The 26,846-nt window shown below is 52.4% G+C and carries 25 protein-coding genes; 8 read left to right on the top strand and 17 right to left on the bottom strand.

The genetic code is table 11. From position 1 onward, the window contains the following. Positions 1–55 precede the first annotated feature (55 nt). From ABXT62_RS04300 to ABXT62_RS04280, 5 genes are all read left to right on the top strand, one after another. Positions 56–1,273 (top strand): NADH:flavin oxidoreductase, encoded by a 1,218-nt coding sequence (locus tag ABXT62_RS04300; protein ID WP_415357339.1) that lies wholly within the window; start codon positions 56–58, stop codon positions 1,271–1,273. Positions 1,274–1,451: 178 nt separating this feature from the next. Beyond that, positions 1,452–2,666, top strand: coding sequence for a CaiB/BaiF CoA transferase family protein (locus ABXT62_RS04295; protein ID WP_415358162.1), 1,215 nt, complete (start codon positions 1,452–1,454; stop codon positions 2,664–2,666). Between the two features lie 190 nt (positions 2,667–2,856). Beyond that, a complete protein-coding gene (locus tag ABXT62_RS04290; protein ID WP_415357337.1) occupies positions 2,857–5,103 on the top strand; it encodes a fatty acid cis/trans isomerase in 2,247 nt (748 codons plus the stop codon). Between the two features lie 25 nt (positions 5,104–5,128). After that, complete coding sequence (locus tag ABXT62_RS04285) at positions 5,129–5,548, top strand: YeeE/YedE family protein (RefSeq protein WP_415357335.1); 420 nt, start codon at positions 5,129–5,131, stop codon at positions 5,546–5,548. Further along, positions 5,549–5,959, top strand: coding sequence for a DUF6691 family protein (locus tag ABXT62_RS04280; protein ID WP_415357333.1), 411 nt, complete (start codon positions 5,549–5,551; stop codon positions 5,957–5,959). A gap of 32 nt (positions 5,960–5,991) precedes the next feature. On the opposite strand, the gene ABXT62_RS04275 is transcribed toward ABXT62_RS04280, so the two are convergent. Further along, positions 5,992–6,618: a DUF2058 domain-containing protein gene (locus tag ABXT62_RS04275; RefSeq protein ID WP_415357331.1), complete on the bottom strand. Its 627-nt coding sequence runs from the start codon at positions 6,616–6,618 to the stop codon at positions 5,992–5,994. Between the two features lie 187 nt (positions 6,619–6,805). Between ABXT62_RS04275 and ABXT62_RS04270 the strand changes: the two genes are divergently transcribed. Both ABXT62_RS04270 and ABXT62_RS04265 read left to right on the top strand, forming a co-directional pair. Further along, positions 6,806–7,891: an acyl-CoA dehydrogenase family protein gene (locus ABXT62_RS04270; protein ID WP_415357329.1), complete on the top strand. Its 1,086-nt coding sequence runs from the start codon at positions 6,806–6,808 to the stop codon at positions 7,889–7,891. 15 nt (positions 7,892–7,906) lie between these two features. Next, on the top strand, positions 7,907–9,130 hold the full coding sequence (locus tag ABXT62_RS04265) for an acyl-CoA dehydrogenase family protein (protein WP_415357327.1): 1,224 nt from the start codon (positions 7,907–7,909) through the stop codon (positions 9,128–9,130). Positions 9,131–9,172: 42 nt separating this feature from the next. Here ABXT62_RS04265 and ABXT62_RS04260 read toward each other — a convergent pair whose 3' ends face one another. The 15 genes from ABXT62_RS04260 to gspC form a co-directional block, all read right to left on the bottom strand. Next, positions 9,173–10,543, bottom strand: a complete 1,371-nt coding sequence (locus ABXT62_RS04260) for a sodium-dependent transporter (RefSeq protein WP_415357325.1) — start codon at positions 10,541–10,543, stop codon at positions 9,173–9,175. Between the two features lie 55 nt (positions 10,544–10,598). After that, on the bottom strand, positions 10,599–12,386 hold the full coding sequence (locus tag ABXT62_RS04255) for an aminopeptidase P family protein (protein ID WP_415357323.1): 1,788 nt from the start codon (positions 12,384–12,386) through the stop codon (positions 10,599–10,601). A gap of 88 nt (positions 12,387–12,474) precedes the next feature. After that, complete coding sequence (locus tag ABXT62_RS04250) at positions 12,475–12,654, bottom strand: rubredoxin (protein WP_415357321.1); 180 nt, start codon at positions 12,652–12,654, stop codon at positions 12,475–12,477. A gap of 98 nt (positions 12,655–12,752) precedes the next feature. Then, positions 12,753–13,502 carry a type II secretion system protein N gene (gspN, locus tag ABXT62_RS04245; protein ID WP_415357319.1) on the bottom strand — a complete coding sequence of 250 codons (750 nt, stop codon included), beginning with the start codon at positions 13,500–13,502 and terminating at the stop codon, positions 12,753–12,755. A 1-nt stretch (position 13,503) separates the two neighbouring features. Then, the gene (gene gspM, locus ABXT62_RS04240) at positions 13,504–13,977 is read right to left on the bottom strand and encodes a type II secretion system protein GspM (RefSeq protein ID WP_415357317.1); all 474 of its coding nucleotides are present in this window, start codon (positions 13,975–13,977) and stop codon (positions 13,504–13,506) included. Beyond that, complete coding sequence (gene gspL, locus ABXT62_RS04235) at positions 13,974–15,167, bottom strand: type II secretion system protein GspL (RefSeq protein ID WP_415357315.1); 1,194 nt, start codon at positions 15,165–15,167, stop codon at positions 13,974–13,976. Before gspL ends, gspM begins: the two co-directional genes overlap by 4 nt. A gap of 71 nt (positions 15,168–15,238) precedes the next feature. Beyond that, the gene (gene gspK / locus ABXT62_RS04230; RefSeq protein ID WP_415357313.1) at positions 15,239–16,294 is read right to left on the bottom strand and encodes a type II secretion system minor pseudopilin GspK; all 1,056 of its coding nucleotides are present in this window, start codon (positions 16,292–16,294) and stop codon (positions 15,239–15,241) included. Then, positions 16,275–16,937 carry a type II secretion system minor pseudopilin GspJ gene (gene gspJ, locus ABXT62_RS04225; protein ID WP_415357311.1) on the bottom strand — a complete coding sequence of 221 codons (663 nt, stop codon included), beginning with the start codon at positions 16,935–16,937 and terminating at the stop codon, positions 16,275–16,277. Before gspJ ends, gspK begins: the two co-directional genes overlap by 20 nt. Beyond that, positions 16,921–17,340: a type II secretion system minor pseudopilin GspI gene (gene gspI, locus ABXT62_RS04220; protein ID WP_415357309.1), complete on the bottom strand. Its 420-nt coding sequence runs from the start codon at positions 17,338–17,340 to the stop codon at positions 16,921–16,923. The genes gspJ and gspI overlap by 17 nt, the downstream gene beginning before the upstream one ends. Continuing rightward, positions 17,340–17,951, bottom strand: a complete 612-nt coding sequence (locus tag ABXT62_RS04215; protein WP_415357307.1) for a prepilin-type N-terminal cleavage/methylation domain-containing protein — start codon at positions 17,949–17,951, stop codon at positions 17,340–17,342. Before ABXT62_RS04215 ends, gspI begins: the two co-directional genes overlap by 1 nt. 6 nt (positions 17,952–17,957) lie before the next feature. Beyond that, positions 17,958–18,392 (bottom strand): type II secretion system major pseudopilin GspG, encoded by a 435-nt coding sequence (gspG, locus tag ABXT62_RS04210; protein ID WP_415357305.1) that lies wholly within the window; start codon positions 18,390–18,392, stop codon positions 17,958–17,960. A gap of 3 nt (positions 18,393–18,395) precedes the next feature. Further along, positions 18,396–19,619 (bottom strand): type II secretion system inner membrane protein GspF, encoded by a 1,224-nt coding sequence (gene gspF / locus ABXT62_RS04205; RefSeq protein ID WP_415357303.1) that lies wholly within the window; start codon positions 19,617–19,619, stop codon positions 18,396–18,398. 17 nt (positions 19,620–19,636) lie between these two features. Beyond that, on the bottom strand, positions 19,637–21,169 hold the full coding sequence (gspE, locus tag ABXT62_RS04200; RefSeq protein WP_415357301.1) for a type II secretion system ATPase GspE: 1,533 nt from the start codon (positions 21,167–21,169) through the stop codon (positions 19,637–19,639). Beyond that, positions 21,166–23,202, bottom strand: coding sequence for a type II secretion system secretin GspD (gene gspD, locus ABXT62_RS04195; protein WP_415357299.1), 2,037 nt, complete (start codon positions 23,200–23,202; stop codon positions 21,166–21,168). The genes gspE and gspD overlap by 4 nt, the downstream gene beginning before the upstream one ends. Positions 23,203–23,228: 26 nt before the next feature. After that, positions 23,229–24,248: a type II secretion system protein GspC gene (gspC, locus tag ABXT62_RS04190; protein ID WP_415357297.1), complete on the bottom strand. Its 1,020-nt coding sequence runs from the start codon at positions 24,246–24,248 to the stop codon at positions 23,229–23,231. Between the two features lie 382 nt (positions 24,249–24,630). Here gspC and ABXT62_RS04185 point away from each other — a divergent pair, with 382 nt between their 5' ends. Further along, positions 24,631–25,902: an acyl-CoA dehydrogenase family protein gene (locus ABXT62_RS04185; protein ID WP_415357295.1), complete on the top strand. Its 1,272-nt coding sequence runs from the start codon at positions 24,631–24,633 to the stop codon at positions 25,900–25,902. A gap of 131 nt (positions 25,903–26,033) precedes the next feature. On the opposite strand, the gene ABXT62_RS04180 is transcribed toward ABXT62_RS04185, so the two are convergent. After that, entirely contained in the window at positions 26,034–26,615 is a 582-nt protein-coding gene (locus tag ABXT62_RS04180; protein ID WP_415357293.1) for a VPLPA-CTERM sorting domain-containing protein, read from the bottom strand. Between the last annotated feature and the right edge of the window lie 231 nt (positions 26,616–26,846).

The raw sequence follows: 26,846 nt of genomic DNA, 5'->3' as shown, positions 1-26,846 counted from the left end.
ACCATACTCCATAGGATATGGCGTATCACGTGTAAATCCAGCTTAAGGGTACGTCATGAGCGATAGCCTGCACAAAGCCTTCTCCCCCGCGATGCTCGGCAAACTGCCGCTGAAGAATCGCATCCTCAAGGCTGCCACCTACGAGGGTAAAACTCCAGATGGTATACCCGGTGAGTTACTGCTGAACTTTCACAAGGGCATTGTTGCGGGCGGCACCGCTATGACAACTATCGGCTACTGCACCACTGAAGCAGACGGCCGCATCAACGATCAGATGATGTGGATTCATGAGGGTATCCGCGATCGCCTTACCCATATGAACAGTGAACTTAAAAAAACGGCGCCTGATGCCGCTATTTCAGGCCAAATGACTCACTGCGGAAACTTTTCTAAAAATCGAAAAATGCAGCGCCTGAAGCGCCCGCTAGGACCCTCCCGCCAATTCAATATGCTAGGCGCGGCATCTGGTATGCCGTTCGCGGGTGCGATGTCAGTCGGCGACATTGATTACCTAGTGCAGACCTATTCCGATGCAGCCGCACTAATGAAAGCAACCGGTTTCGATGCGGTAGAAATTCATTTCAGCCACGGCTATGGCATTAGCCAGTTCATTAGCCCCAAAACCAACCGACGCACCGACAACTATGGCGGCAGTTTGGCCAACCGTATGCGGCTTCCCCTGCGTGTGATGGACGCGGTGCGCAGGGCCGTTGGGGATGACTTTCCTATTCTTGGTAAAATAGGCCTTACAGATGGCATCAAGGATGGTTTGCACATCGATGAGGCCATAGAGGTTGCCGCGATGCTAGACGCGAGCGGAATTGACGCCCTGATTTGTTCCGGCGGCACCAGCAGTTTTAATCCCATGCTCTATTTTCGGGGTGACACATTAGAGAAGGGTTTGATCGAGGTAGAGAAAAATCCGATTATGAAACTGGGGCTGAAGCTTGTGGGCTCTAGGATGTTCAACCACTATCCCTATGAAGAGTTATACTTTCTTGACGACGCCAAGCGAGTGCGTGATCGCGTCAACTGTCAGATGGTTTACATAGGGGGCTGTACCGATGTCGCCAGTATAGAGAAAGTCATGGGTGAAGGGTTTGATTTCATTCAGCTGGGCCGCCCTCTGATCAAAGACCCTGCCTTCGTCAACCATGCGATGGCTGACCGCAACTATCAAAACGGCTGCATTCATTGCAACCGCTGTGCCATCCTGATCGAGGCACCTGGTGGTATCTACTGTCCTCTAAATCTGGAAGAGGCATCGGCATAATATTATGCACGCTGGTCCACTGACACCCGATAGCAACGTGTCTCGTGCTGGCCCATTTCTGTCGATTCAATATTCGATCAACCCGGCGTGGCCGAATAGGCCGAGAACGTCGCTGCATCGCTCGACGACGTGTAGAATGAGCCCATAATAGAAATACAACAGGAGAATTTCATTGGACGTGCAACTGTCAGACTTACCTCAAGGTCCCTTAAGGGGCATTCGCGTCATCGACATCACTTCGATGATTACCGGGCCATTATGTAGCCAGCAACTGGGCGACCTGGGTGCTGATGTCATCAAGATCGAACCGACCCACGGCGAGGTTGCACGTTGGATGGCTCCACCACAGAAAGCCGGCCTCACCGGTTTCTATACCCAGATGAATCGCAATAAGCGCAGCCTGACTGTGGACCTTAAAAATCCTGAAGGTATCGCCATTATTAAAAAACTGGTGGAGAGCGCGGATATATTGGTTGAGAACTTTCGTGGCGGGGTACCTGACCGCCTGGGTATTGGCTACGAAGACTTACGTCTTATTAATGATAAATTAATTTTTGTGTCCATTACGGGCTTCGGCCCGACCGGCCCTTATTCGCACAAACCCGCCTATGATCCGCTCGCACAGGGTCTGGTCGGCATGATGCATATTCAGGGCATGCCTTTTGGCGGAAAACCACAACTCATCCAATCGGCTATTGTCGACAAGACAACGGCGACGACGGCCGCCGGGGTCGCCATAGCAGCCCTCTATGCGCGCGATCGTCCGGGCGGAACGGGCAAGGGACAACGCGTGGATGTACCGATGATTGATGCCTGGGCTGCCAACTCCCTTGCAGACATGATGCCGGTGGATAGTTTCATGCCCAGCGACATGCAGGACCCTGTCCCCCTCGCTGTACTGCGCACCTTTGAAACCAGTGATGGCTTTGTTGTGGGGATGGCCCTGCAGGACAACCATTTCCAAAATTTTTGCAACGCATTGGAGTGTACTGAACTGCTGGAACGGGAAGGCATGCGTAACGTCGGCGAACGTATTAGTGATTTTGAGCCATGGTTGGATGCCATAGGTGAAGTGATGAAGCGGTTTACCACCGAAGACTTGCTATCAAAACTGGATGCGTCAGGCGTACCCTTCGGTCCAGTCAAGACCGTGCGCGAATTTGCCGAGGACCCACAGGCCAAACACAACCGTACTATTTTTGACGTCGAGCACCCCGAGGCGGGAACCCTGCGTTACGTGCGTTATCCAGGGCATTTATCCGAAACACCTGCCGCCATCTACCGCCACCCTCCCCGTTTGGGAGAGCATACTAAGGAAGTACTGCATGAAGCGGGATATAGCCCCACGGAGATTGAGCGCTTTGTGCAGGAGAATATTGTCGGCACTTACTGAGTAAACGCCTTATTCGTGCTCACCTATAGCAGGCTACCAATATCGGCAGTCCCTCATCGGCGAGTTACTCGATACCACTGGCTACGGCTCACAAAGACCACATGCCGACTAGACAGCGTAGCAAATCAACCGGCCCCTTGTTCTAATCGATAATATTGTCTTTAATAGGCGCCTAAACATAGGTACCAGAATGATCCGTAGATTCACCCTCACATTGGTAGCGCTTTTACTGTCTTTTTGCACACTTGCAGACAGCGACTACCCTCCTCAGGTCAAATCCGTCGTAGAACAGCGATGTATGGTGTGTCATGGGTGTTACGACGCTCCCTGCCAGCTAAAAATGGATGCCTGGGCCGGCGTACAAAGAGGTGCGAGTAAGGAAATAGTCTACGACGGCACCCGGATCACCGACGCTGTTCCTACTCGCTTGTTTGAGGATGCTCAGACGGTTGAGCAGTGGCGTCAAAAAGGTTTTTATCCTGTATTAAACGAGGAAACGCCGGACCAAGGCCTGCTCGCCCGCATGCTGGCACTAAAACAACAACACCCGCTGCCTAATGGGAAAAAATTGCCAGATAGCATTACACTGGGAATGGATCGCAAGCAACAGTGCACCAAGCCTGAAGACTTCAATACGTTCGCCGATAAATACCCACTGTGGGGCATGCCCTATGGGCTACCAGGACTCAGTGAGGAAGAACATACCACCATCACCCAGTGGCTGAACGATGGCGCATTAGGTGTACCCATGATGTCACCCTCAGCAGCAGAATTAAATGCCGTGCAACGCTGGGAAGAATTTTTCAACGGTGAGAGCTTGAAACAGCGCCTAACGGCGCGCTATATGTATGAGCACCTGTTCATAGGCGATCTGTATTTTTCTGATCTTGAATCGACGGGCCTCTATTACAACTTGGTGCGTTCGCGCACACCAACAGGACAGCCCATTGATATTATCGCTACCAGGCGCCCCTATAATAGTCCGGGTGAAGCGAGATTCTACTATCGATTGCAGCAAGTGCGTTCTGTTGCACTTGCCAAACGGCATATGCCCTACCCGTTGAACGCGCAGCGCATGCAGCGCTGGCAGTCACTATTTCTCGATCCGGACTACGAAGTGACTACTCTGCCACCTTACGGTATTGATGTCGCCGTCAACCCCTTTATCGCCTATCGAGAGTTGCCGCAAAGTGCCCGTTACAAGTTTATGCTGGATGAAGCCCAGTTCACCATTATGGGATACATCAAAGGGCCGGTATGTCGCGGCCAAGTAGCATTAAATGTGATCGAGGATCATTTCTGGATTGTCTTTCTCGACCCTGACAGTAAAAACAGTCTTTTAATGGCTGAATTTCTCGCTAGTGAAAGTAATAACATGCGCCTGCCCAAGGATAGGCAAGGCGCGGTAATATCTCTGCTTGAATGGCACGATTATTCCAAGGAGCAATTGAAGTTTCTGCAAGCCAAGACGGAATTCATTGCCAGTGTCACTGCCGGAACTGAAGGCACAAAAATCGACCTAGACCTGATATGGGATGGTGATGGCGACAACGACAATGCTGCCCTAACAGTCTTCAGACACATTAGCAGCGCTTCTGTGGTCAAAGGCTTCGTAGGCCAGCAACCCAAAACAGCATGGGTGATCAACTACTCCCTACTGGAGCGTATTCACTATCTGCTCGTCGCGGACTTTGACGTTTTTGGTAACGTGGCACTCCAGCTTGAGACCCGTCTTTATATGGATTTCCTGCGCATGGAAGGTGAACAGAACTTTCTATTTTTCCTGCCAGAAAAGGATCGCATGCCGCTCCGAAATTTCTGGTATCGAGGAGCCACTGAGGACACCAAGAATCATGTCATGACCGAATCAGTGGCTTATAGCCAGCAGACCGACATTCAGTACCACACTGACAACGCCAAGCAGGAACTATTGAGCATGCTGCAACAGCGTCAACCGGGTGGTGAGGCCGCACGATACCAGCCGGCTGATCCGCGTTTCGCCAAGCTGCAGACACTGCAGGGCAAGCCATTCAGCCTGATGCCAGAAGTCGCTTTTGTGGAAGTATTAAGAGAAGATAATGGTGTAAGCGTATTTACCATCTTGCATAACGATAGTTATTCAAACAACGCACAGATTTTTGAGGAACAAAAACGACGTATTCCGGAAGAAGACTACCTGACCGTAGTCAAAGGCTTTATCGGCGCCTACCCTAACGTCTTCTTCCAGTTGCGTGACCAGGACTTGGAAAATTTTGTCCGAGCCATCATGTCAATGCGCAGTGAGACAGACTACGTCGATCTGGTCACTGCCTACGGCGTCCGTCGTACCAACGTTCCTCTGTTTTGGCCGTTGTCCGACCGGCTAAACGCGCAGTACAAAGCAAATCAGCCTATTGAGGCGGGGCTGTTTGACTTAAACCGCTATGAAAACCGATAGAATCAATATTTAGAAAGGAAACCTAATGGTCGCGTACATCACACCACTTATTGGCGGCGTGCTGATTGGCATCTCGGCCTTTTTTCTGCTTTTTTTTCTTGGACGAATTGCAGGTGTCGGCGGAATTGTCTGGGGCGCCGTTTCAGCTCAACCTGACAACGCCTGGCGCTGGCTATTCGTTGTCGGCCTAGTGCTCGGCCCACTCCTGTATCACACACTGTTGGATACGCCCTACCCACAAGCAAGCCCCTTACAATGGTGGCACGCCGCTATTGGCGGACTACTGGTGGGCTTCGGTGTAAAGTTAGGCTCTGGTTTTACCAGTAGTCAGGGTGTACTGCGAATCGTTTGGTTTTCTGCACGCTATCTGGTTGCCGCTGTAATTTTTATGAGCACGGGGATCGCCACACTGTATATCGTTCGCCATTTAGTGCCGGGGTTATAAATGAGAAATGTAATCGCCCTGCTGTGTGGTCTCGTTTTTGGCGCGGGTTTAGCGGTGTCTGGCATGACGGACACGGCGAAGGTCTTGGGATTTCTAGATGTGCTCGGCAACTGGACACCCGACTTGGCATTTGTCATCGGCGCCGCGGCTTGCGTCATTCTGATGACATTCCCCTTTGTAATGCGACGAAAGAGCCCTCTAATGTCTCTACGATTTTTGCTACCTACAACGAAGTTCATCAACGGGGAACTCGTCGGTGGTGCTGCCCTCTATGGTATCGGCTGGGGACTGTATGGCTATTTCCCAGGCTCGGCGATGTCATCGTTACTCTACCAGGACTGGAAAACCGCAATATTCGTTGTGGCCATGCTGATTGGCATGGCACTGGCAAACAAGGTTTCAGCCAACTGATTCTCGGGCGCCTCGCCACGCCAACATGATAACTACCACATCAAATCATCGGGAATCTGGTATTCAGCGTAAGGATCATCCTCATCTACACCAGTCACCTCGTAGGTGTTAAGCAAAACAATGACCTGTGGGTCACGCTGCCTTATTTTCTCGGCCGCTGAGGATGGCAGTAATTCGAACTCATTGCCCAGCTTTGCAATAGCTAGTCGTCCGTTAACTAAATCTTTTTGTAACTGTTCGGTGACATAAATTTTCTTTATGCGAGTGCCATCCGTGAATTGATAAGCAATATCCCCACTCTCACGTTTGATGCGATTCATCTTAATCAATTGCGAAATCTGAGCTTGTATGGCCTTTCTTTCCACTACTTCCTGTTGCTGTTTATTCAGCTGCCGGTCACGTTCAGCCTTTTCAACTAGGTTACGTTTGACCTGCTCCTTGTTGTCGTCAAGCGGAACCTGCCCCTTTTTGCGCACTTTAGCTTCCTTGCGCAGTTCTTGCTTAAGCTGCTTAGCCTTCTTCTTGTCAATAAGGCCAGCGTTAAGGAGTTGGTCTTTCAAAGATGCCATAGTGTGAGCCTTTAGACTGCCGTTTGGACCGTAATTATGGTGAATTGTGATCGCGCTGGCAAACAGGTCTATAGCGGTGCCACCATTCATATTCGGCTATTTTTCTTCCATCAACCTGGCCACCTGATCTGTTGAGGCCAACAGCCCAATAGTCTATAATAAAAGGGGTTAAAGACCATAATGGTCAGACAAAGATTCCCACCCCAGTTCTCTCCGCGGGCGACATGACTGCCTGTGAACAGTCCGCGGGTTTAGTCAAACACTAAGGTCGCCCCGCATGAATTTAGAATTTTCCGAAGAACAACTGTTTATCCGTAATCAGGCACGCAATTTTCTCAGCCAAGAATGTTCTGCCAGCGTTGTGCGCAACGTTCTAGACACCGATACCCCATTTGACCGGGGGCTTTGGCAGAAAATTGTCGATCTAGGATGGACCGCCATGTCGATACCTGAAACCTATGGTGGTTTAGGCCTAGGCTATCTGGAACTGTGTGTTATCGCCGAAGAGCTAGGCCGATCGTTGGCGCCGGTACCCTTCTCTTCGAGTGTCTATCTAGCCACCGAGGCGATCAAAAGCTGGGGCACAGAGCCACAGAAGCAGCACTATCTGCCAAAACTCGCGACGGGCGAATTGATCGGCACGCTGGCGATAAATGAAGGGCTGGGCTCGCCGTCTATTGCTGCACGGGTATTCGAGGGTAAACTCACTGCTGACAAAATACCCGTACCGGATGGCGATATCGCCGATTTTACCGTGCTGACGGCATGCGATGAACAGGGCTGCGTTGGCCTGTATGTCGTCGATTTAGCAGATGCAGGCGTGCAGCGCAAAACGCTCACCAGCATGGATCCCAGCCGATCTCAGGCACGCTTAGTTTTTGACAATGTGCCGGCGCAGGCTTTGGGTGTGGCTGGCGAGACGCAGCTGATCGAATTACTGGATCGTGTCGCAGTGCTACTGGCCTTTGAGCAAATTGGCGGCTGCCAGGCAGCTCTGGATATGGGTATCGCGTATACCAAAGAGCGATACGCCTTCGGCCGGCCTATTGCCTCGTTTCAGGCCATCAAGCACAAGTTCGCTGACATGTACGTGGCTCTGGAACTCGCGCGAGCCAACGCTTATTACGGCGTCTGTGCCCTCTCCAGTGATGCACCAGACCTGCCATTGGCTGCGGCCACCGCTAGGGTGAGTGCAACTGATGCCTATTACTTTATCAGTAAAGAGAACATTCAGGTTCACGGTGGCATGGGCTTTACCTGGGAGTTCGACTGCCATCTGTACTACCGTCGTGCACAACTGTTATCGGGTTTGATCGGTACCCAGCCAAAATGGAAAGAAAATATCAGCCAGCGCCTCATCTAGATTTCGGAGAACATCATGGATTTTCAAGACACATCAGAACTGGCCGCCTTTCGCAGCAACGTAAAAATCTGGCTCGAGGCGAACGCTACTAAGCGCACTGATAAGCTTCACATGGGCATGGAAGGCGATACCGCTTTTCAGGAAGCTAAAGACTGGTACAAAAAGAAAGCGGACGATGGCTTCGCATGCCTGACCTGGGCCAAAGAATACGGCGGTGCTGGGCTGACCTCTCTGCACGAAGTGGTGTGGACGCAGGAAGTGGAAAACTATAAGACACGGGACGCACATTTTGTGATCGGCATTGGTAATTGCGGCCCAGCCGTCATGCACTTTGCCAGTGAAGAGGCGAAGCGTAAGTTGCTGCCACGTATGGCTAGCGCCGAAGATGTCTGGTGCCAACTATTCAGCGAACCGAGTGCCGGCTCCGATGTGGCGGGACTGCGCACCCGCGCAGAACCTGACGGCGACCACTGGGTTCTCAATGGTCAGAAAATTTGGACCTCTGGCGCCCAGTACTCGGATTACGGGGTGGTACTGACCCGCACCGACCCCACCATATCAAAATATCGAGGCCTTACCCTCTTTATGATTGACATGCGCCAAAGCGGCGTGGAAGTTCGTCCCATCAAACAGATGGATGGCGGCGGGCATTTCAACGAGGTTTTCTTTAATAACGCCATAGTGCCTGATACCTACCGGCTGGGCGAGGTCGGCGGAGGCTGGGCCGGTGCACTCACCGTATTGATGAGTGAGCGCCTGGCTATTAGCGGCGTCCAGCCGACGGGCTTTCCGCAGTTTCTCGATCTGGTCAAATCTTTGGAGTTGAATGGACAACCGATTGCCGACGACCCCCTCGTACGCGACCGACTAGCGACCTGGTACAGTCAGTACGCTGGCCTCCAAGCGGTCAACAAGCGCATGTTAACCGCCGTCGCCAAAGGCGGCATTGCTGGCGCTGAAGCATCACTTGGGAAACTGGTCGGAGCGGTAATGAATCAAGAAATTGCTAATTTTGCCTGCCAGATATTCGGTCCGGCCGGCATTGTGCAGGATACTGAATTGAGCCCGGAACGGGCCCACTTTCAACAGCAAGTGCTCTTCTCCCCTGGCGTGCGTCTAGCGGGCGGCACTGATGAGGTCATGCGCAACATTCTGGCTGAACAAGTGCTGGGGTTACCGCAGGAACCTCGTGCAGACAAGGGTATCCCGTTTCAGGATATTCCGACTGGGCCAGCCTGATTTTTGATAAAACCCGCGCCACGTCCATCATCAAAATTAACGCTAGTCGATAATGCCCATGATAAAAATCACTAGCAATGCAGGTGGCACGATATAGCGGATAAGAAAGTACCAGATTGAATACTGGCCAGAAGATAGTGAGTTCAACTCATCACGCGTTGCCTCTTTTTTCATCGCCCAACCTGCGAACACCGCAATCAACAAACCACCCAGAGGAAGCAAAATTTGGTTAGAAAAGACGTCCATGATGTCATTGAAATTTTTGCCTGCCACGGCCCACTGCGACAAAATATTGTAAGACAGAATTGAAAGAACACTGAACACTGCGATTGAACCCACTACAATAATCGTGCTCTGATGGCGTGGAAGCTTAAAACGCTCTTCAACCCAAGCGGTAACCGCCTCTACAAGACCTACCATAGACGTGATACCTGCCACCGACAGCATGAGAAAAAACAGCACACTAAACCAGTGACCCCCGGGCATTTGCGCGAAGCCCACTGGCAGGGTCTGGAAGATCAGGCCAGCACCGGCCGCCGGGTCCAGTCCGTTGTGGAATACAACCGGAAAAATAACCAGACCAGCCAGCAGGGCCACACCCGTATCAATCATAACAACAATCAAAACTGACCGCGTAATGGATACATATTTGGGCAAGTATGCGCCGTAGACCATCATGCCCGCCATGGCAATGCAAAGAGAAAAGAAGGCCTGACTTATCGCTGCCAATACAGTACTAAAACGAATGGTGCTAAAATCCGGGGTGAACAACCACACGATCGCCTGCGAGAAACCGTGCGCCCGAGAGTCGATAGCCGGAACCACATAGTTATAGATCGCCAACCCCAACAACAGGATAAACATCAACGGCATCATGACAATAACGGCCCGTTCAATGCCATCCTTAAGACCCGCGAACACGATCAAACCGGTGATACTCAGACCCACCAACGTCCACACAAGCATACCTAGGTTGCTGTCTAGCACTGCCGCAAACTCGGCATTAGCGACGGCGCCATCAAAACCTACAAAACCCGTAGTGACGGCCTTAAATAAGTACCACAGGACCCAACCCACCACCACCGCATAGATAATTTCAATGGTGTATGCCGCGACCAGACCCATGGCCCCAACCAACCGCCATTGTCTGGACTTACCACTTTCGTTGGCGACCACAGCCATCGCCGCTGGAGGACTGCCCTGCCCCCGCCGACCGATCAGCATTTCCGCAATCAGTATGGGGGCACCAATACCAAAGGCGCATGCTAGGTAGACCAAGACGAATGCCGCGCCACCATTTTCACCGGTGACATAGGGAAACCGCCAGATATTGCCAAGCCCCACAGCGAAGCCCACAGAGGCCATGATAAAGGCAAAACGCGAAGACCAGTGAACACCGCCCGCAACTGCCATGTAACGTTTCCTCAACCCTTATTATCTGTGTAGTGTATAAAAATGTAGCGCTGATTCAAACACCGACTATTTGCGTTGCCTGCCTCAGCCAGTCCTGGTCGGTACCCTGTAACAGAGGGCCGATAGTCGCGGCGACCCGCTGATGGTAGCTGTTGAGCCACTCGACTTCTTCGTCATCCATACATTTTGTATCCAGCATTCGAACATCGAAGGGCACAAGCGTCAGCGTTTCAAATTCCAGCATCGGCGTTTCCCCCTGACTAGTCGTAGAAGGACGCACCACCTGCAGGTTTTCACAGCGAATTCCGAATACGCCCTCACGGTAGTAGCCTGGCTCGTTACTGACAATCATACCCGGCTGCAGCGCAACACCATTGTGCTGCTTGGAGATGCGCTGGGGGCCCTCATGAACACTGAGAAAGACACCCACGCCATGGCCAGTGCCGTGATCATAATCATAGCCCTCGCGCCACAAATACTGTCGCGCCAGTGCATCCAGTTGCGTGCCAGTGGTACCAAACGGAAATCGAGATCGCGCCAGAGCGATATGACCTTTTAAAACAAGGGTGAACAGGCGGCGCGCCTCAGGCCCGGGGTCGCCGATCGCGACGGTGCGCGTAATGTCAGTAGTTCCATCAGTGTACTGACCACCACTGTCGAACAGATAGACACTGTCCATTGCTAGGCGAGCCGGGACGCCGTTGAGATGATTGTAATGGCACATGGCACCATTGGCTCCCGCGGCAGAAATAGTATCGAAGGAACACGCATGAAAGTACTCACCCTGTTGCCGCAGACTGAGCAAATGGTCTGACAGCTCGGCTTCATTGTGCAGCTTTCCTGCCACAACCTCGCCGTCCAGCCAGGCCAAAAAACGAACCTCCGCTACAGCATCGCGCTGGTGGGCACTGCGGGTACCTGCCAATTCAACCGAATTTTTGCACGCCTTAGGAAGTAACACGGGGTCTTCTCCCTGCACCAGCGTCGCACCGTTGCGGGCCAATTCCATCTGCACCCAGGCGCCCGCATTTTTAGCATCGGCCAATACTTTATGCTTCGAATAGGCTGCGAATGCGGCACTAGAATCCGTCTCATCCATCACCATAACGCCATCACCCACGTGCTGATAAAATGTTTCTGGCAGACGACGAGCATCGACAAATAGCGTCATTTTTTCCGAGGCCTCTAGTATCGCGAAGCTCTGCACGACCGGTAACTGCGGCATATCGGTACCACGAACATTCAACAACCAACTGACGGAATCAGGAGAAAATATCAGCGCCGCATCACAACCTTGGGCACTAATTTGAGCAGCGATACGCTGACGTTTATCTTTACTGGACTCTCCAGTAAAGGCTTCATCCAACAATAGTGCAGAGTTGCAGATCGGCTCGGGTCGGTCCAGCCAGCAGCGATCAATCAGGTTATCAGTATCGAGCAAAAGCTCCACACCGGCATCGGCCAAAGTATTTTTTGTATCCCTATACCATTGCAGGCTGTGTAGACGAGGATCGCAGGCAACTCTACTACCAGCAGGCAGCGCAGCTGCCAGCCATTGAGCCTGCGGGTTGTCAGCCAGGTGATGGTATTCAAACAGATGAGAGGGAACCTGTGAGCGCACCTGCACCGTATAGCGACCATCCACAAAGATCGCCGCTCTATCACGCAGCACCAACGCCATACCGGCAGACCCAGTAAACCCAGTAAGCCAGCGCAGGCGCTCGTTGTGCAGCGGGAGATACTCACCGAGATACTCATCCGCCCGGGGTACAACTAGGGCATCGTAATTTGCCTGCGTCATCAATTGACGCACTACCGCCAAGCGTTCTTCACTCACTGTCATGGGAGGTTCTGCTGGGAAAATATTTGAGATTCATCGCACGTAAAGCGAGCAAAAAAAGCAGCCTGTGGTTACTGCGATGAGTCAAAGGCTACGCCACGTAAAGGTCAAAATCTGCTTTCCCTATACCACAATCCGGGCACTCCCAGTCTTCTGGTATATCTTTCCAGAGTGTCCCTGGGGGAAAGCCATCGTCTGGCAAGCCCTCGGCCTCGTCATAGATGAAACCGCAAATCACACACTCGTACTTCTTGTAATCGTTATCGCTCATATTGGCCTTTCTCTCAAAATAAATCTAACAACAGCTAAAATTATACGCCACCCTAGTGGGAGATTGTCTCACTACGGTCAGCACATCTATACCAGCACCTAGAAGTCTCTCGCAATACTGATACGATAACGCTCATCCTCGGGCACAGCGATTAGAGACAGCATTGCCTGTAATTGCCCATCCAGCGCACCTTCACTTCCCAACAGTATGTCCACCTCGTAGCCCCCGTCTTTCAGCTCCAAACTGCCGCTGGCCTGCAGTGGCCCCGATAATGTAATGACCTGTCCCTGCAGCGCTTCTGCGGGCTCCTGCTCGAAATCCAAGGCATAACTGCCTAGAGGCACAAGGCCGCGGACGGACTGCCACCCACCATCGCGCCACACCAAACGACCCAATGCGCTATACGGCAAACCTTGACGCAACTGCAGGCGATCTAATTGCAGGTTAAACATTCCCACAACCGATACTGGCGCGAAACGGCTTAATAGATTTGCGGCCAGCTGGGCCTCCGCGTTGAATACCTCTAAATCCCTCTGACCACGTAACACCAGTTCGCCCGCAAATTTCTGATTCCCCCACTCACTGCTCACCGTGAGATGCGGCGCCAACAGCAGCAAGGACACAGGCTGCAGTGACCACTGCACCGCGCCCAGCTGCAAATAACCCTGTGGCAGGCGCACCAGGACACTGCTAGCACTACCCTCCCAAACAGTGCCTTCCAGCCCGCGCATGAGCAACTGCTCACCCGGAACGACATGACTTAGCAGACGAGCGGGAGCCGACATCAAAAGACTAGTCAAGAACAACAGCCCGAGGGCTGCAGCCCACAGAAGACGGAACTTATTCACTTTATCCGGCCTCTGCAATTCGCACTGTGATGTTGATACGACCGGCAGAAGCAGCTGGGGTCACGGAGACCTCACGCACCAGCAGACTCTCGGTATATTCCATCTCATTTAGCCACTTTAATACATCGTTAAAAGAAGCGTTTTCAATACGCACCTGAATTTCGCCACGGCTGTTAGGTTGTAAACGCATAACGGGCAACTGCAGGCGAGACGTGGACTGGTTAATCACTGACGTGAGATTGCGCTTTGCACCGGCCTTGGCGCCCCCCTCCCGCAACTGCAACAACTGCGACACCATAGCATCTACGCGACCCTGAGATTCGATAACGGCGCTATTTTGCGCTATCAGTTGCTCTCGCTCGCTCTCCAGCGGTGACAAAACTAAGATATAAAGCAGGTACACAAGCAACGCCAAGCTGAGCAACAGTAGACTCAGCTGCTCGCGTTGGTTCAGTTGGGAAAACCACTCCTTCACGATCTCTCCTTAACTCGCAAGCGTGCGCTGACACGATCACCCTTGGTGTTACTGCTTTCCGTCACCGCTTCTAGTCCAGCTTCATTCATTCGACTACGCAACTTCTCCACACCTTCAAAATCGGCGGCAACAATATTAAGGCGCATTTCCCCACCCTTGTCATTGTAGTTAATACTCGCGATCGTGGTGCCCGGCATCCCGGCAATCGCATCGCCAACACGTTCCATCAGACTAACAAAACCAGACCCTTGACCCGTTCCTCCCAGAGCATCCAGTTGCCGACGTAACTGTTTTTCTGCATCCACCACCACTCCTGTGGGAAACACCGAGCGATAGCTGTCCTGAACGGCGCTGCGCAGCGCGAGGTTTTGCGCTGAGAGACTGCGATATTCAGCATAGGCAACACCCAACTGCAGGACAAATGCTGCGACTAACACGGCCGCAACTGCACGCCACTGTCGCCACCACAGAGCGACCGGCAAACGTGGGGCAAAGTCCCCACATAAGAAGTTGAGGTTTATCTCTTCGGTTTTACTCAGTAGCATCGCTGCGCTCAGGTTGCCGTGACGCCACTGCACCCGCTCACGCAATTCAACTGGCAGCATATTCGTATCGGCCTCCTGATCCATACCGTAAACAATCACCGCAGCAGGTGGACCAACCTCGCTCAGGATGGCCTGTACCAGTACCCCTACCAACTCTTTTTCAGCAGTGAATCCCTTACACTGGCCAACGCGAAAAATGACGCTATCTCCCTCCAGCAAAAGACACCACTCATCAGGCTGCCATGGCAGCAGCAGCGGCTCCGGCAGCCACCGCTGGATACCCGGAAAATCTGCGAGCAATAACTGCCACTGGGCCATTTTCTCCTTTGCTGTAATAGCGACGGCAAAGTCATCCTCCTGCAGTGGGCTATAGGCAAAGTGCAAGGTGTCGACATCCGCTGCAACCTGTTCCTCCAACATGAAGGGCAAGGATTTACTGATATGCTTTTTTTCGTCACGCGTCACAGACAGCATCAGCAGGAGCGCGTCCTCACCTGGCACCGCAAAACAGACTTTTATCCGCCGCTGGGCTAGCGTCGCATGCAGATGTTCCCGAGCAGCGTCATCGTCCAGCCACTGAGGCTCAGCGCTAGCACCCGGGGGATACCAAGCGAGGCGTCCCTCGACCAAACGTACTATGGCCATATTGCGCAAACCTGTATCTTCCCCACTAAGGACTTCTCCGGATGTCTCTGACCTGTTGAGCAATGGTTCATCTACAGACTACCACTCGCTCTAGCGATAGTAGCAATATTACGGTTGCTGCGATTTAACACACTGTACAAGCGCATGTTCCTGCCGGCAACCTCCACCTCCGCCCGCAGTAGAAAGTAAGCGCTATTTTCTCCCAGCAGCGCCGCAACCTCTTTCATATTATCCCTCTTCCCGTCAAATACCGGGTTGGCTTGAAAATCGGTCTTATCCTCGAACCCTGTGTCCTCGCGATACTGCACAAGCGACTCTCCTTCCGCTTCGGTGAGTGGGCTGAGAATCCCTTTAGCATTAATGCTGCGCAATACCGTCGCAGGCGCCGTGTGTATATTCAGGGTTGCCGGCTGCTCGGGCCAAACTGTGACCCAGGGCAATAGCGTCCGGTAGATCTCGGGCGTCATATAGGCAACAGCACGCAATTCACTGACACTGGACATACTGCGATTGGCAGTGCGATACGCCGGCGTCTGCCCAGAATAATAGTCGTCCTCTGCCCCGTCCAAAGAAGCCTCCCGATCGGCATCGAGCCAATCACTTATAGACTCGGTAATGGTGATTGCCTCCTGCTCACTCATAGCAGGATCACCCAGTGCCTGTAATAATCGAATAAACTGCTCTTGCGATGCGGTAAACCGCTTTTTTGATCCAGCTGTTGCCTCGCTAGCCACCCTTGTTGACAGCGTATTTAGATTGAACCGTCCCTGCAAATCCTCCAACGAACCGGACATCCATCCAGTTCCATCAAGCGCATAGGTGGGCGGAGGATCACCCGGTTTGGTCCACCATATCTCATTCAAATCGTCTCGCAGCAGCCCCGTATTTTTATCCATGTCGTAGTCGGTTAGAAGCAATATCCCAGCAAGATCCTCTGCGCCCCGCAGATAGGCCTGGGCCTGTCCATCCAACAGAATATTGCTACTGCGTTGATAGAAACGCTCAAACTCGCCTTTCATAGCCACAACCAATGCCGTGGCCAGCGCAAAGACCAGCATGGCAAAAATCAGGGCGGCACCGTGCTGACGAGCAGCAGGCGCTATGGATCTAGAGCGGAAGCAATGCATACAACCGCCTCATCTCGCCCCAGCCCTGCAGCTGCAGACTGATTTCAACGCCAACCGGACTATTTAGCTCAGCATCCGGCACACCGGCATCAACCACCCAATTTTCCGCCCAATTGCTCGTATCCAGCGCAGCACTGCCAGACTGGGTCTGCACAGCCTCCAGTGAACCCAGGAAGGCCAGCTGCATATCTTCTACGCCGTCCAGCAACAGCACGCTGTAAGGCTCAGTATCAGATGCCCGATCCAATACCGGATAGCTGTCTCGCCACAGGGCTTCATCTTCAAGACGATAATTAACGCGTTGCAGGTTACTGCGCGGGTGAGCATTGGGATTATGCCAGCCCGCCCGAGTAAAACTCAGTGCAAAGCGTGCCAGCGGCCCTCCGAGAAGGGCTGGCTCAATCTCTCCAAATTCGTCGCGCACAGGCCGCTCAACAAAGTGGCGCAGATCCCGCGAAATAATCATCCAGGCGCGGTTGACTTCATAGGTTCGGTCTGCAGATGCGCGCAGACTTTCCACACCGTCTAGCACCCTAGACAAACTGGTGGTGGCGATTAGAGCCACAAAAGCCGTAATGGCCATTGCAATCAACACCTCCAAAAGCGTAAAACCCTCTGCCGGTTTTTTAACCATCACGCTCATCCGGAAGGTCGCCCTCAGCGTCTGTCTCTAGGTCGCCTGACATAAAGGCGCTCAGCGTGTACAGTGGCTGTTCTTGCTGCTCCTCGTCGAGCGAGACGGTGATATCAACGCGGAAAAATTTTTCCACCTCTGTTGCTTTAGTTTCCACCCACCAATACCAATCCCGATCTGCCATTGACGCGAGGCCACTATCTTTGCCCGCAGAAAGATTGCGTGTCGAGCCGATCACAAGCCGGATCTCTGCCAGTTTATTCTCGGCCACCATGTAAGCGAGGGTCTTATCACGCAAGTAGGCGGTATCGTCTATCTGCTGATAAAGCGACATCAACAGTGCAGGCAAAGCGATGGCGACAATCGCCAGGGCAACCATCACTTCCACCAGCGTAAAACCCCTGGAGCGCACTAGTATTCCTCCTCCGCCTCACCCCGCCGCAGCACATCGAAACGGCCAAACAGGTCCCATTCGATGCGCCACAGTAATTCACCATCTTCCACTTGAAACACATTGATCGTACCTACGGTTGCCTCACCGCTGGCATAAAAAACCACCTGAGGGCTGATAATCTCCGCCTCGCCATCATCATCCGGCGACAACTCAACGAACGGCGCATCCTCAAGCTCCAGCTCAAGCGCGATACCCGGAGGCAGTCGTTGCTCCGCAAACAGTTCCTTACCGCTGATCGGTGCGCCCCAGCCATCGAGACTGAGCTCCAGCCATTGATAGCTATAAATTGTCTCCCCCGCCTCCTGATCTTCCCGTAACAGGAGACCATAGTCGACGCCGGTCATCTGGGCTTCATCCAGCGCGTAGCCTGCCACATCTGCGAGGTTGTACACCGTGCTTTGTAGCTGAATATCCTGCCCTCCTGAGTTGACAGTCAGGTTTGCAAGGGAGGTGAATAACACCACAACAATCAGCGCTACCAGCAACTCCAGCAGACTAAAACCTCGCTGGCGCCTCAGCACCGTGGCAAATACCGGTGGGCCGGTTGTCGCCACGGAGCGGTTACCCATGAAAAATCAGCCCTCTTCTTTCCAATTGCCAATGTCGGCACGCTGACCTTCACCACCCGACAAGCCATCCGCGCCCAGTGAATAGATATCAACCTCATTGTTCTCACCCGGACTTAGGTAGAGATAGGGGCGTCCCCAGGGATCAATCGGCAGCTCTTCGAGATAGCCCCCGGCTTTAAAATTTCGCGGTTCTGGGTCAAGGGTGCTGGGCTCTACCAGTGCCTGTAGCCCCTGCTCAGTGGTAGGATACACGTAATTATCCAGCCGATAGATTTTCAGCGAAGTCTCTATTGCCTTAAAATCAGCCTGCGCTTTCTGCACTCTGGCATCGTCAGCACGGTTAAGTACCGTGGGCGCAACCACACTGATCAGCAGCCCCATAATGACCAGCACCACCAAAATCTCTACTAGAGAAAATCCCGCATTACGTTTTGCTTTCATCGTTTAGTTCACCATTGTATTAAGATCGAATATGGGCAACAGGATAGCGAGGACGATCGTCAAAACCATCCCCCCCATGAACACTACCATCAGTGGTTCAATCAAACTCATCAGGGTACCGAGTGTCATTTCCAGCTCTCGCTCCTGGTTGGTCGCTGAACGTTCAAGCATGGTTTCCAGCTCACCGCTGGCCTCACCACTGGCCACCATGTGCACCATCATAGGAGGGAAGCGGCCACTTTCACGCAACGCGCGATTCAAACTAGCGCCCTCCTGGACGTGCTCTGACACCGCCTCGCTGTCTTCGCGCAGTACCAGGTTGGTTAACACTTGTCCGGCAATACGCAGGGATTCGAGCAGAGGCACACCGCTGGCCATGAGGATACTGAGTGTTGAAGCAAAACGTGCAGTATCCATAGAGATCAACACCCGCGACACACCGGGTATCCGAAGTAGTACACTATGCCAGCGTTTTTTGCGTCCCGGATCGCGCAACAAATGTCGCAGTATAAAGAACAGCGCGCATACCCCCAGCACCAGCCAGAGACCGTACTGCTGAAAAAAATCACTGGTAGCAATAAGACCACGCGTCAGCGCAGGCAATTCTCGATTACTGTGAGCAAAGATACCCACCAGCTCGGGCACGACAAAAATAAGCAATAAAAGCACCACTGCAATCGCCACCCCAACGAGAATAAACGGGTAGATCATCGCCATCTTTAGCTTCTGGCCGGTATATTGACGCTGCTCCGTGTAATCCGCCAACTGCTGCAACACCGGCCCCAAATAGCCCGCGTGTTCGCCAGCATTTACCATGGCACGGTACATTTCATTGAACACACTGGGAAACTCGGCCATCGCATAGGCCAGTGTGTGTCCCTCGGCAACCCTAGAACGCACCTGCAACAACATGCCTTTGATGCGACTGCTGCGGCTTTGCTCGGCTGCGGCTTGAAGCGCCTCATCCAGTGGCAGGTTAGCCTCCACCAGCGTGGCCAACTGACGGGTAATCAGCGCAAGGTCACCGACACTGATACGGGAAAAATAGAGTGAGAGGTCCCATCCGGGCTTGCCGGACTCCGCCGTGTTGTTGGCCTCGGCGACCTCCACCGGTCGCATATCCTGGCCACGCAACTGCGAGCGAACCTGACGCTCGGAATCTCCTTCGAGCACACCCTTGATGAGCTTTCCCGCGGCGTTAAGCGCTTGATAGCGATATGCGGTCACAATTCAGCCTGCGCAGATCAGACGATGGAAGTCACACGCATGACTTCCTCAATACTGGTTTCACCCGCCATTATCCGGCGCCGACCATCGGTCTCTATTCCCGGGTAATGCTGGCGTGCCAGATGCAAAATATCCTGCTCATTGGCGCCACCGTAGATCATTTGACGCATGGCATCATCGATCTCAATTATTTCATAAATACCCGTACGCCCACGATAACCGGTGTATTTACAGCTCTCGCAACCCTTGGCCTGACAGACGCTCTGGTGATCTTCAGCAGGCGCAATGCGCAACAATTCCCGCTCCGCGGGGTTTAGCTCAGCGGCCTCCTTACAATCGACGCACAGCAAGCGTACAAGACGCTGAGACATCACTGCTAACAGACTGGATGACAACAAGAACGGTTCGATGCCCATATCCTTGAGGCGGGTGATCGCGCCTATGGCCGTATTGGTGTGCAATGTAGACAACACAAGATGGCCAGTAAGGGAAGCCTGCACCGCGATTTCTGCGGTCTCCCGATCACGAATCTCACCCACCATCACCACATCTGGATCCTGACGCAAAATTGCTCTCAATCCACGCGCAAAGGTCATATCAACCTTGGTGTTAACCTGTGTTTGACCGATGCCCGGCAGCATATATTCGACAGGATCTTCAATGGTAAGAATATTACGTGAAGTCTCATTGATATCACCAAGCCCGGCATACAAGGTCGTCGTTTTGCCCGAACCGGTAGGGCCTGTTACCAATATGATGCCGTGGGGGCTGTGTAGGTGCTTTTTATACGCGGTAAGAACCTGAGTATTCATGGCCAGCTGCGTCAACTCTAATTGCCCAGCCGCCGTATCCAACAATCGCAACACCACCCGCTCGCCGTGAGCAGAAGGTATCGTCGACATACGGATGTCCACCGAGTGGCCCGCTATCTTCACTGAAATTCTGCCGTCCTGAGGTATACGCTTCTCGGCTATATCCAGCCTCGCCATCACTTTCAACCGCGACACCAGCAAAGGCGCCAGCATGCGCTTTGGCGACAGCACTTCCGCCAAAACCCCGTCGATACGATAACGCACACTCAGCCGGTCTTCGAACGTTTCAACGTGAATATCCGAAGCTTTCTCACGCACGGCTTGCGACAATATGGCGTTAATCAGCCGGATGATGGGGGCATCATCTTCCGTGTCCATGAGATCGCTGGAATCAGGAATGGCATCTGCCAGGCGACTAAGATCAACGTCGGCTCCGATGTCTTCGGCCATCTGCACGGCTTCATTGTTGTTGCGCTGGTAAGCCAGCGTCAGGCGCCGCTTGAAATCACTCTCTGACACGTCCTTAAGTGCAAAGGACCCACCCAGAATACGACGCAACTCGCTCAACACCAGCACCGGTGGCTGTCCGTTATGCACCACCAAGGGAGAACCGTCTTCGGCTGCATCCAACAATACTCTGTACTGCTGAGCAAACGTAAACGGCAGGCCGGGGGCTACTGCAACATTGGCTATGGGTACATCCGCGGACGGCTGTTCAACCTGCGTATTCGTATTCACCGGCCATCTACCGGCGATGCGGGCGCACCCGGTGCATTGGCGCTCGCCTTGATGGCATCCAGCTGCTGCATTTGCGCTTCCCACTCTGACAACACTGGCAGGTTCGCATCGCCCAAATACAACAATCCTTTTTCCTTGCGCAGCGCCTGTTGATCGCGGATATAGCGATATTTCTCCGCGCTGGCACCCACCAACTGCTTGTCGTCGCGAATGATCGTCGTGCGTATAAACACCATCAAATTTGATTTTCTTACCACCTCTGCATCGCTGCGGAACAATCTACCCAGATAGGGAATATCACCCAGTAAAGGCACTTTTTGTTGCGCGTCCTGTACCTCGTCCTTGATTAGGCCACCCAGTACAATTACCTGACCGTCTAGTGCCAACACCTTAGTCTGGATTTTACGTTCATTAGTGATCACATCCGATGCCGCGACCGTGGTTTTAGAAATACTGGAGACCTCTTGCATAATATCAAGCACCACCGAATCACCGTCATTGATGTGCGGCGTCACCGTTAGGGTAATACCGACATTCTCTCGCTCGATCGTCTGAAAAGGATTCTGCGCACCATCGCCCCCAGCACCGGTATTGGTGAACGAACCGGTCACGAAGGGCACCTGCTCGCCTACCGTAATATAAGCCTCCTGATTATCCAGAGTCAGTATACTGGGTGTGGACAGAATATTCGTATTTGCCGTTTCATTAAGTGCATTGAGAATGACGGTCATGGATAAACCCATGCTATCCAATTGAGCCCAACCAAGGGACACTCCCCCCGCTCCAGCCAAAGCAGCAGCCAAACCGCCTAAATCAACACCGTCTGGCGTATCCCCACCATCGTCTGATAGCTGTGAGCCCGCGATACTCCCCAGCCGTGCATCGTTTCGAGTAATATTACTGCCAAACACACCATCGTTATCGGCAAACAACCATTGTAATCCCAATTCTTGGCCGTCAGTCACTTGCATTTCTACGATAATGGCTTCCACCAGCACCTGAGCCCGCCGAATATCCAAGCGTTGAATAACCGCCTCCAGAGATGCCATCTCGTCCGCATCGGCGGTGATAATGAGAGCATTGGTGTCTTCATCTGCCTCTATGGTCGCGGTATTGCTACTTCTGCTTTTTGCTTGCGCTCCCTCGGCGGTGTCCAACTGACTGATATTTTTCATCACTCGGGTCAGAACTTCGGCAAGGTCCTTAGCCTCAGAGTATTGCAGATAAATAACCTTCACATTGCCGCTTTGCTCAAGGGGAGTATCTAGATGATTCACCAATTTTCGCAGTCTTGCTCGCTCTAACTCATCACCGCTAACTAGGACGCTGTTGGTGCGCGCATCAGCGACCAGCAGTGTCTCTTGCTCACCACCGGTCTGCTTAGCCGCCGACTTGTTAAGCTGATCAAGCATCCTCACAACGTCTTCCGCCACGGCATAACGCAGCTTGATAATATCCGTCTTCTGCACGGCAGACTTATCCATGCGCTCGATGATGTCTCTGATCTTGTCAATATTGGCCGAGACATCCGAAATGATAATCGCATTGCTCGGCGCATAAGCCGCCATATGCGCCTGTTGCGGTACCAAGGGTCTCAAAACGGGGATAAGCTTGGCCGCTGAAATATTCTCCAGCCGAATAACTTGCGTCATATACTCATCCGAAGTCATGCTGGATCTATCGTCACTCACATCAAGCGGCGCGGAACGAGCATCCTTACTGGGTATCACACGCACTATGTCACCGGAACGCACGGCGGTGTATCCGTGAACATCCAAAACCGACAAAAACAGTTCATACAGTTCGTTTGCCGATACCGGTTTGGAGGAGATCACTCTGACCTTACCCTTAACCACAGGGTCTACTACGATGGTGGTGCCGGTCGCATCAGAGACAAATTGTATGAGCTCTCGAATATCCGTATCTTTCAGGTTGATCGTATAATCCTGTGCCTGCAGTGATCCGCTACCCAGCATTAGACCAAGCAGCAATACAATCGCAGTCAAAGGGTAGAACCGAGTTGTTGCTTTCACGAAAAATTGTATCCTTTCAAGAAGTTTCACTGAGCGCCACCATCGTCTAAATTGACACTCAGCGTGAGAGCCTGTCCATCACGCTGCAACTCAAATACCGCTTCCTTAGCTGAGCGCATGTCATTGAAAAGGACCATGGTATTGGTAGGATTATCGAGACTTACCCCGTTGACGGATGTCACCACGTCACCCATTTTGAACCCCAGCTGCGCAAATTGTTCCTGATCCTTCCCAGGGCTTACCCGATAACCCAGCAGTGCCCCATTTTCGCGCACGGCGCTGACATTCACCACCTCTGCTAGCGATTGAGGATTCTGGTATAGGCGCTGTCGATAACTCTGGGCCAACCGGGTAGCCTGATCATCACCGCGCTTATCGATGTTCTCGCTTACCGCAGGCGCGGCGGTCTGAGCAGACATTGGCTCCGCAGTGCCCAAAGTGGATTCTTCAAACAGCACCAGCAATTCATAGGTCCCGCCATTGTCCAGCACAACTTGTCGCGGCATCACCTTGGCCAATACCACATTGCCCCGAACGGGCAACTTGTCTTCGACCATGTAGATAGCCTGCTGATTCGCATTCTCAATAATGGCATATCCGAGACCGTCCTCCGTAGACGCCACGATACCGCGTAACTTCAGCTGCAGGCTAGTTTCCCGGGCGCCATCCTCTATACCCTCACGGGAATCAGTCTCGACCTCCGTTGCGGCCTCAATAACGGCCTGCGCCGTCGCGCCGGCCTCCCCAAATAAATGCCAGGCCACCATGCGATCGATATCAACAGGCGCAACGATAGCCCTGGAGCTGCCGGCTGACAATGGATTAATCACCGTGGGCGGCGCAACATTGTTGTTTTCAGCATTGGGGACTAGTGCCCACAGTAGCCTCGTGAGCGACAGCAGCATCCATACAACAACGAGCAACAGGACAACTTGACGTATCCGACGCGCGCGACGCGGCTGTGCCATCGCGTTCAGCGCACCCATGAGAGCGACACCTGCTCGCCCTGACACCGCACTAGAATTACCGAGCCAATCAGCTGGCACCAACTACTCCCTTTAGTCCACCGCAAACACTGTCCACGGAGCTCTATTAATAACAACGATTATAGGGTGAGCCGCTCAAAGTTGAAACTCCTGTGTACCTAACAAACTGCCGAACGCGGCGCGCGCCCCACGGAACCGAACCCAACAGACCTTGACCTGCACTATAGAGTGTGTATAACTTTTGACTCTGCCTCATCAGTACCCAGGCCGTCACAACACTAACCAATCTAAGGATTGTCTCTGCAAGAGCTACACACTACTCATCTTATGACCTCTAAAACGAAACTTTGTTCACTTGATCCTGTCTGTCCACGCGGTCGATCGACCGAACGAAAGAGTCGGACATCACTACAAACTGCCCCCCGAACCAGCGAGCCACATCATGATGAATTTTGATATCCCCGAATACTTGATGAACTACCTACAGGACCTCGATAACTTTATCGAAAGCGAAATTATGCCACTGCAGATGCAAGATGATAACAATCGATTCTTTGACCATCGGCGCGAGGATGCACGCACAGACTGGGATAGGAACGGGCTACCCAACGAACAATGGGAAGAGCTGCTAATGAAAGCCAAGCAGCGGGCTGATGCCGCAGGACACTTTCGCTTCTCTTCCCCCAAAGAGTACGGGGGTAAAGATGGTAGCAATTTGGAAATGGCAATCATCCGTGAACACCTTGCCTGCAGAGGACTCGGACTACACAACGATTTACAGAATGAACACTCCATCGTCGGTAACAATGTTGGATTATTGTTGATGATTGAGTACGGGTCGGCACAGCAAAAAATCGACTGGGTTGATGACCTGTGTGAAAGCCGTCGCTACTTTACGTTCGGCATTACAGAGACGGCTCATGGTTCAGATGCAACGCATATGGGAACCTTTGCCACACGCAACGCCGATACGTGGACAATCAATGGCGAAAAGTCTTGGAATACCGGTATTCATCGTGCAGGTCACATACTGGTCATTGCACGAACAAGCGGCGACGCTGGCGACGCTGGAGGCCTCACAGCCTTTCTCGTGCCGACTGACACGCAGGGATTTAAAATCGAAGAGATGTTGTGGACATTCAATATGCCAACGGACCACGGCAGGGTGTCTTTTACGGAAATGAAAGTGCCGCACAGCTGCATTCTTGGCGGTGAGGGAAAGGCTCTGCAGGTGGTACAGCATTTCTTTAATGAGAATCGCATTCGCCAGGCTGCCTCTTCCTTAGGCGCGGCTCAATACTGCATTAACGAATCCGTGAACTATGCAATGCAGCGAGCGCCCTTCGGAAAACCTCTGTCGAGCAATCAAGGCATTCAATTTCCTTTGGTGGAGCTCCAAACGCAAGCAGAAATGCTGCGCGCCCTCATACACAAAACGGCTTGGCAAATGGACACTAAGGGCGCTTTTTCGGTATCCGACAAAATATCGATGTGCAACTTTGTCGCCAATCGACTGTGTTGCGATGCCGCCGACCAAGCCATGCAGGTACATGGCGGGCTAGGCTATTCTCGTCATGCTCCTTTCGAGCATATTTATCGCCATCACCGCCGCTACCGGATTACCGAGGGCACAGAGGAAATACAGAAGCGCCGGGTGGCCGGCTATATGTTTGGATTTATGGATAGGAAAGCGCCAAAAGGGGTCAGCATCTAGCCGGTCTATTGGAGAGACTTCTCCTTATATTCTGGTGACAGGTTGATACAGCGAGGTCACAACGGTTGCCGGCATCAAATTTCCAAGCAATAAAAAACCCGCCTCGGCGGGTTTTAATGTCTGATATTCTTCTAGGCTTTTTTGCGTCTCGCCACTCCCGCCAAACCGAGCAAGGCCGATCCGAACAGCCAAACCGCCGCGGGGACAGGAACGCTGCTGACTTCGTAGGTATAATCCACTTGGGCATAGGGCGCATCACCCTCGTCGGCAATACAATTACCGTAGTTCCACCACCCACACAAGGCCAACACTCCGTCGGCGAAGTCAACGACCACATTGCTATTATTCATAAAGGCCGTCGTTTGGGCCGCGTCAAGGTTAAAATTTAACTTATACCGGTACGCATTGGTATTGCTAAAGCCTTTAAAAAACACATCATAAGCTTCAGCGGAAACGCGATTAAAATTTCCCTTATCATCGTCGCCGATAGTGATGGCCGTTGAGCCTGGGGTCGCAATGTTATTAAAATCGCCCTGCACCGAGACAGTAAAACTACTGCTACTGCCAACTTCATAAGCGCCCGGAGTGAAATCAAAGCTGAAATCTTGACCGTCAGCCGTTTGATTTTGCGATTGAGATAATGTCGTCGTTGCTGCGTTAACGGCGCCAGCAACAAGGAATAAAACACCTAAGAAAATCGTTTTATTGATCATAATGCTTACTCTTTTATAGTTGAGCCTAGTCATTTAGTGTATTTCTACTTGTTTTATCACTCTTACAACTCAATCCTACCCCTGCCAATAAACACAGACATTGTACTTTTGGGCAGTTTTTAAATTTATATTCGGCTTCTGTGAGAATCACAACTCGATACAGCTGTGTTGCCACCCCTAAGGATAGCGAAAAAATAACAATAATCTCATAAAATCAATAACTTATAGAAA

It is taken from the genome of Halioglobus sp. Uisw_031 (assembly GCF_047729875.1).
GTDB lineage: Bacteria > Pseudomonadota > Gammaproteobacteria > Pseudomonadales > Halieaceae > Marimicrobium.
Note: the sequence above shows the minus strand (reverse complement) of the source record. Positions and strands in the feature narration are given on the sequence as shown.

Excerpts from the sequence above, each read along its gene's own strand:
- ABXT62_RS04300 (WP_415357339.1), top strand. The coding sequence starts at position 56 with ATGAGCGATAGCCTGCACAAAGCCTTCTCCCCCGCGATGCTCGGCAAA.
- ABXT62_RS04290 (WP_415357337.1), top strand. The coding sequence starts at position 2,857 with ATGATCCGTAGATTCACCCTCACATTGGTAGCGCTTTTACTGTCTTTT.
- ABXT62_RS04285 (WP_415357335.1), top strand. The coding sequence starts at position 5,129 with ATGGTCGCGTACATCACACCACTTATTGGCGGCGTGCTGATTGGCATC.
- ABXT62_RS04280 (WP_415357333.1), top strand. The coding sequence starts at position 5,549 with ATGAGAAATGTAATCGCCCTGCTGTGTGGTCTCGTTTTTGGCGCGGGT.
- ABXT62_RS04275 (WP_415357331.1), bottom strand. The coding sequence starts at position 6,618 with ATGAATGGTGGCACCGCTATAGACCTGTTTGCCAGCGCGATCACAATT.
- ABXT62_RS04270 (WP_415357329.1), top strand. The coding sequence starts at position 6,806 with ATGAATTTAGAATTTTCCGAAGAACAACTGTTTATCCGTAATCAGGCA.
- ABXT62_RS04265 (WP_415357327.1), top strand. The coding sequence starts at position 7,907 with ATGGATTTTCAAGACACATCAGAACTGGCCGCCTTTCGCAGCAACGTA.
- ABXT62_RS04260 (WP_415357325.1), bottom strand. The coding sequence starts at position 10,543 with ATGGCAGTTGCGGGCGGTGTTCACTGGTCTTCGCGTTTTGCCTTTATC.
- ABXT62_RS04255 (WP_415357323.1), bottom strand. The coding sequence starts at position 12,386 with ATGACAGTGAGTGAAGAACGCTTGGCGGTAGTGCGTCAATTGATGACG.
- ABXT62_RS04250 (WP_415357321.1), bottom strand. The coding sequence starts at position 12,654 with ATGAGCGATAACGATTACAAGAAGTACGAGTGTGTGATTTGCGGTTTC.
- gspL (WP_415357315.1), bottom strand. The coding sequence starts at position 15,167 with ATGGCCATAGTACGTTTGGTCGAGGGACGCCTCGCTTGGTATCCCCCG.
- gspK (WP_415357313.1), bottom strand. The coding sequence starts at position 16,294 with ATGCATTGCTTCCGCTCTAGATCCATAGCGCCTGCTGCTCGTCAGCAC.
- gspJ (WP_415357311.1), bottom strand. The coding sequence starts at position 16,937 with ATGAGCGTGATGGTTAAAAAACCGGCAGAGGGTTTTACGCTTTTGGAG.
- ABXT62_RS04215 (WP_415357307.1), bottom strand. The coding sequence starts at position 17,951 with ATGGGTAACCGCTCCGTGGCGACAACCGGCCCACCGGTATTTGCCACG.
- gspG (WP_415357305.1), bottom strand. The coding sequence starts at position 18,392 with ATGAAAGCAAAACGTAATGCGGGATTTTCTCTAGTAGAGATTTTGGTG.
- ABXT62_RS04185 (WP_415357295.1), top strand. The coding sequence starts at position 24,631 with ATGATGAATTTTGATATCCCCGAATACTTGATGAACTACCTACAGGAC.
- ABXT62_RS04180 (WP_415357293.1), bottom strand. The coding sequence starts at position 26,615 with ATGATCAATAAAACGATTTTCTTAGGTGTTTTATTCCTTGTTGCTGGC.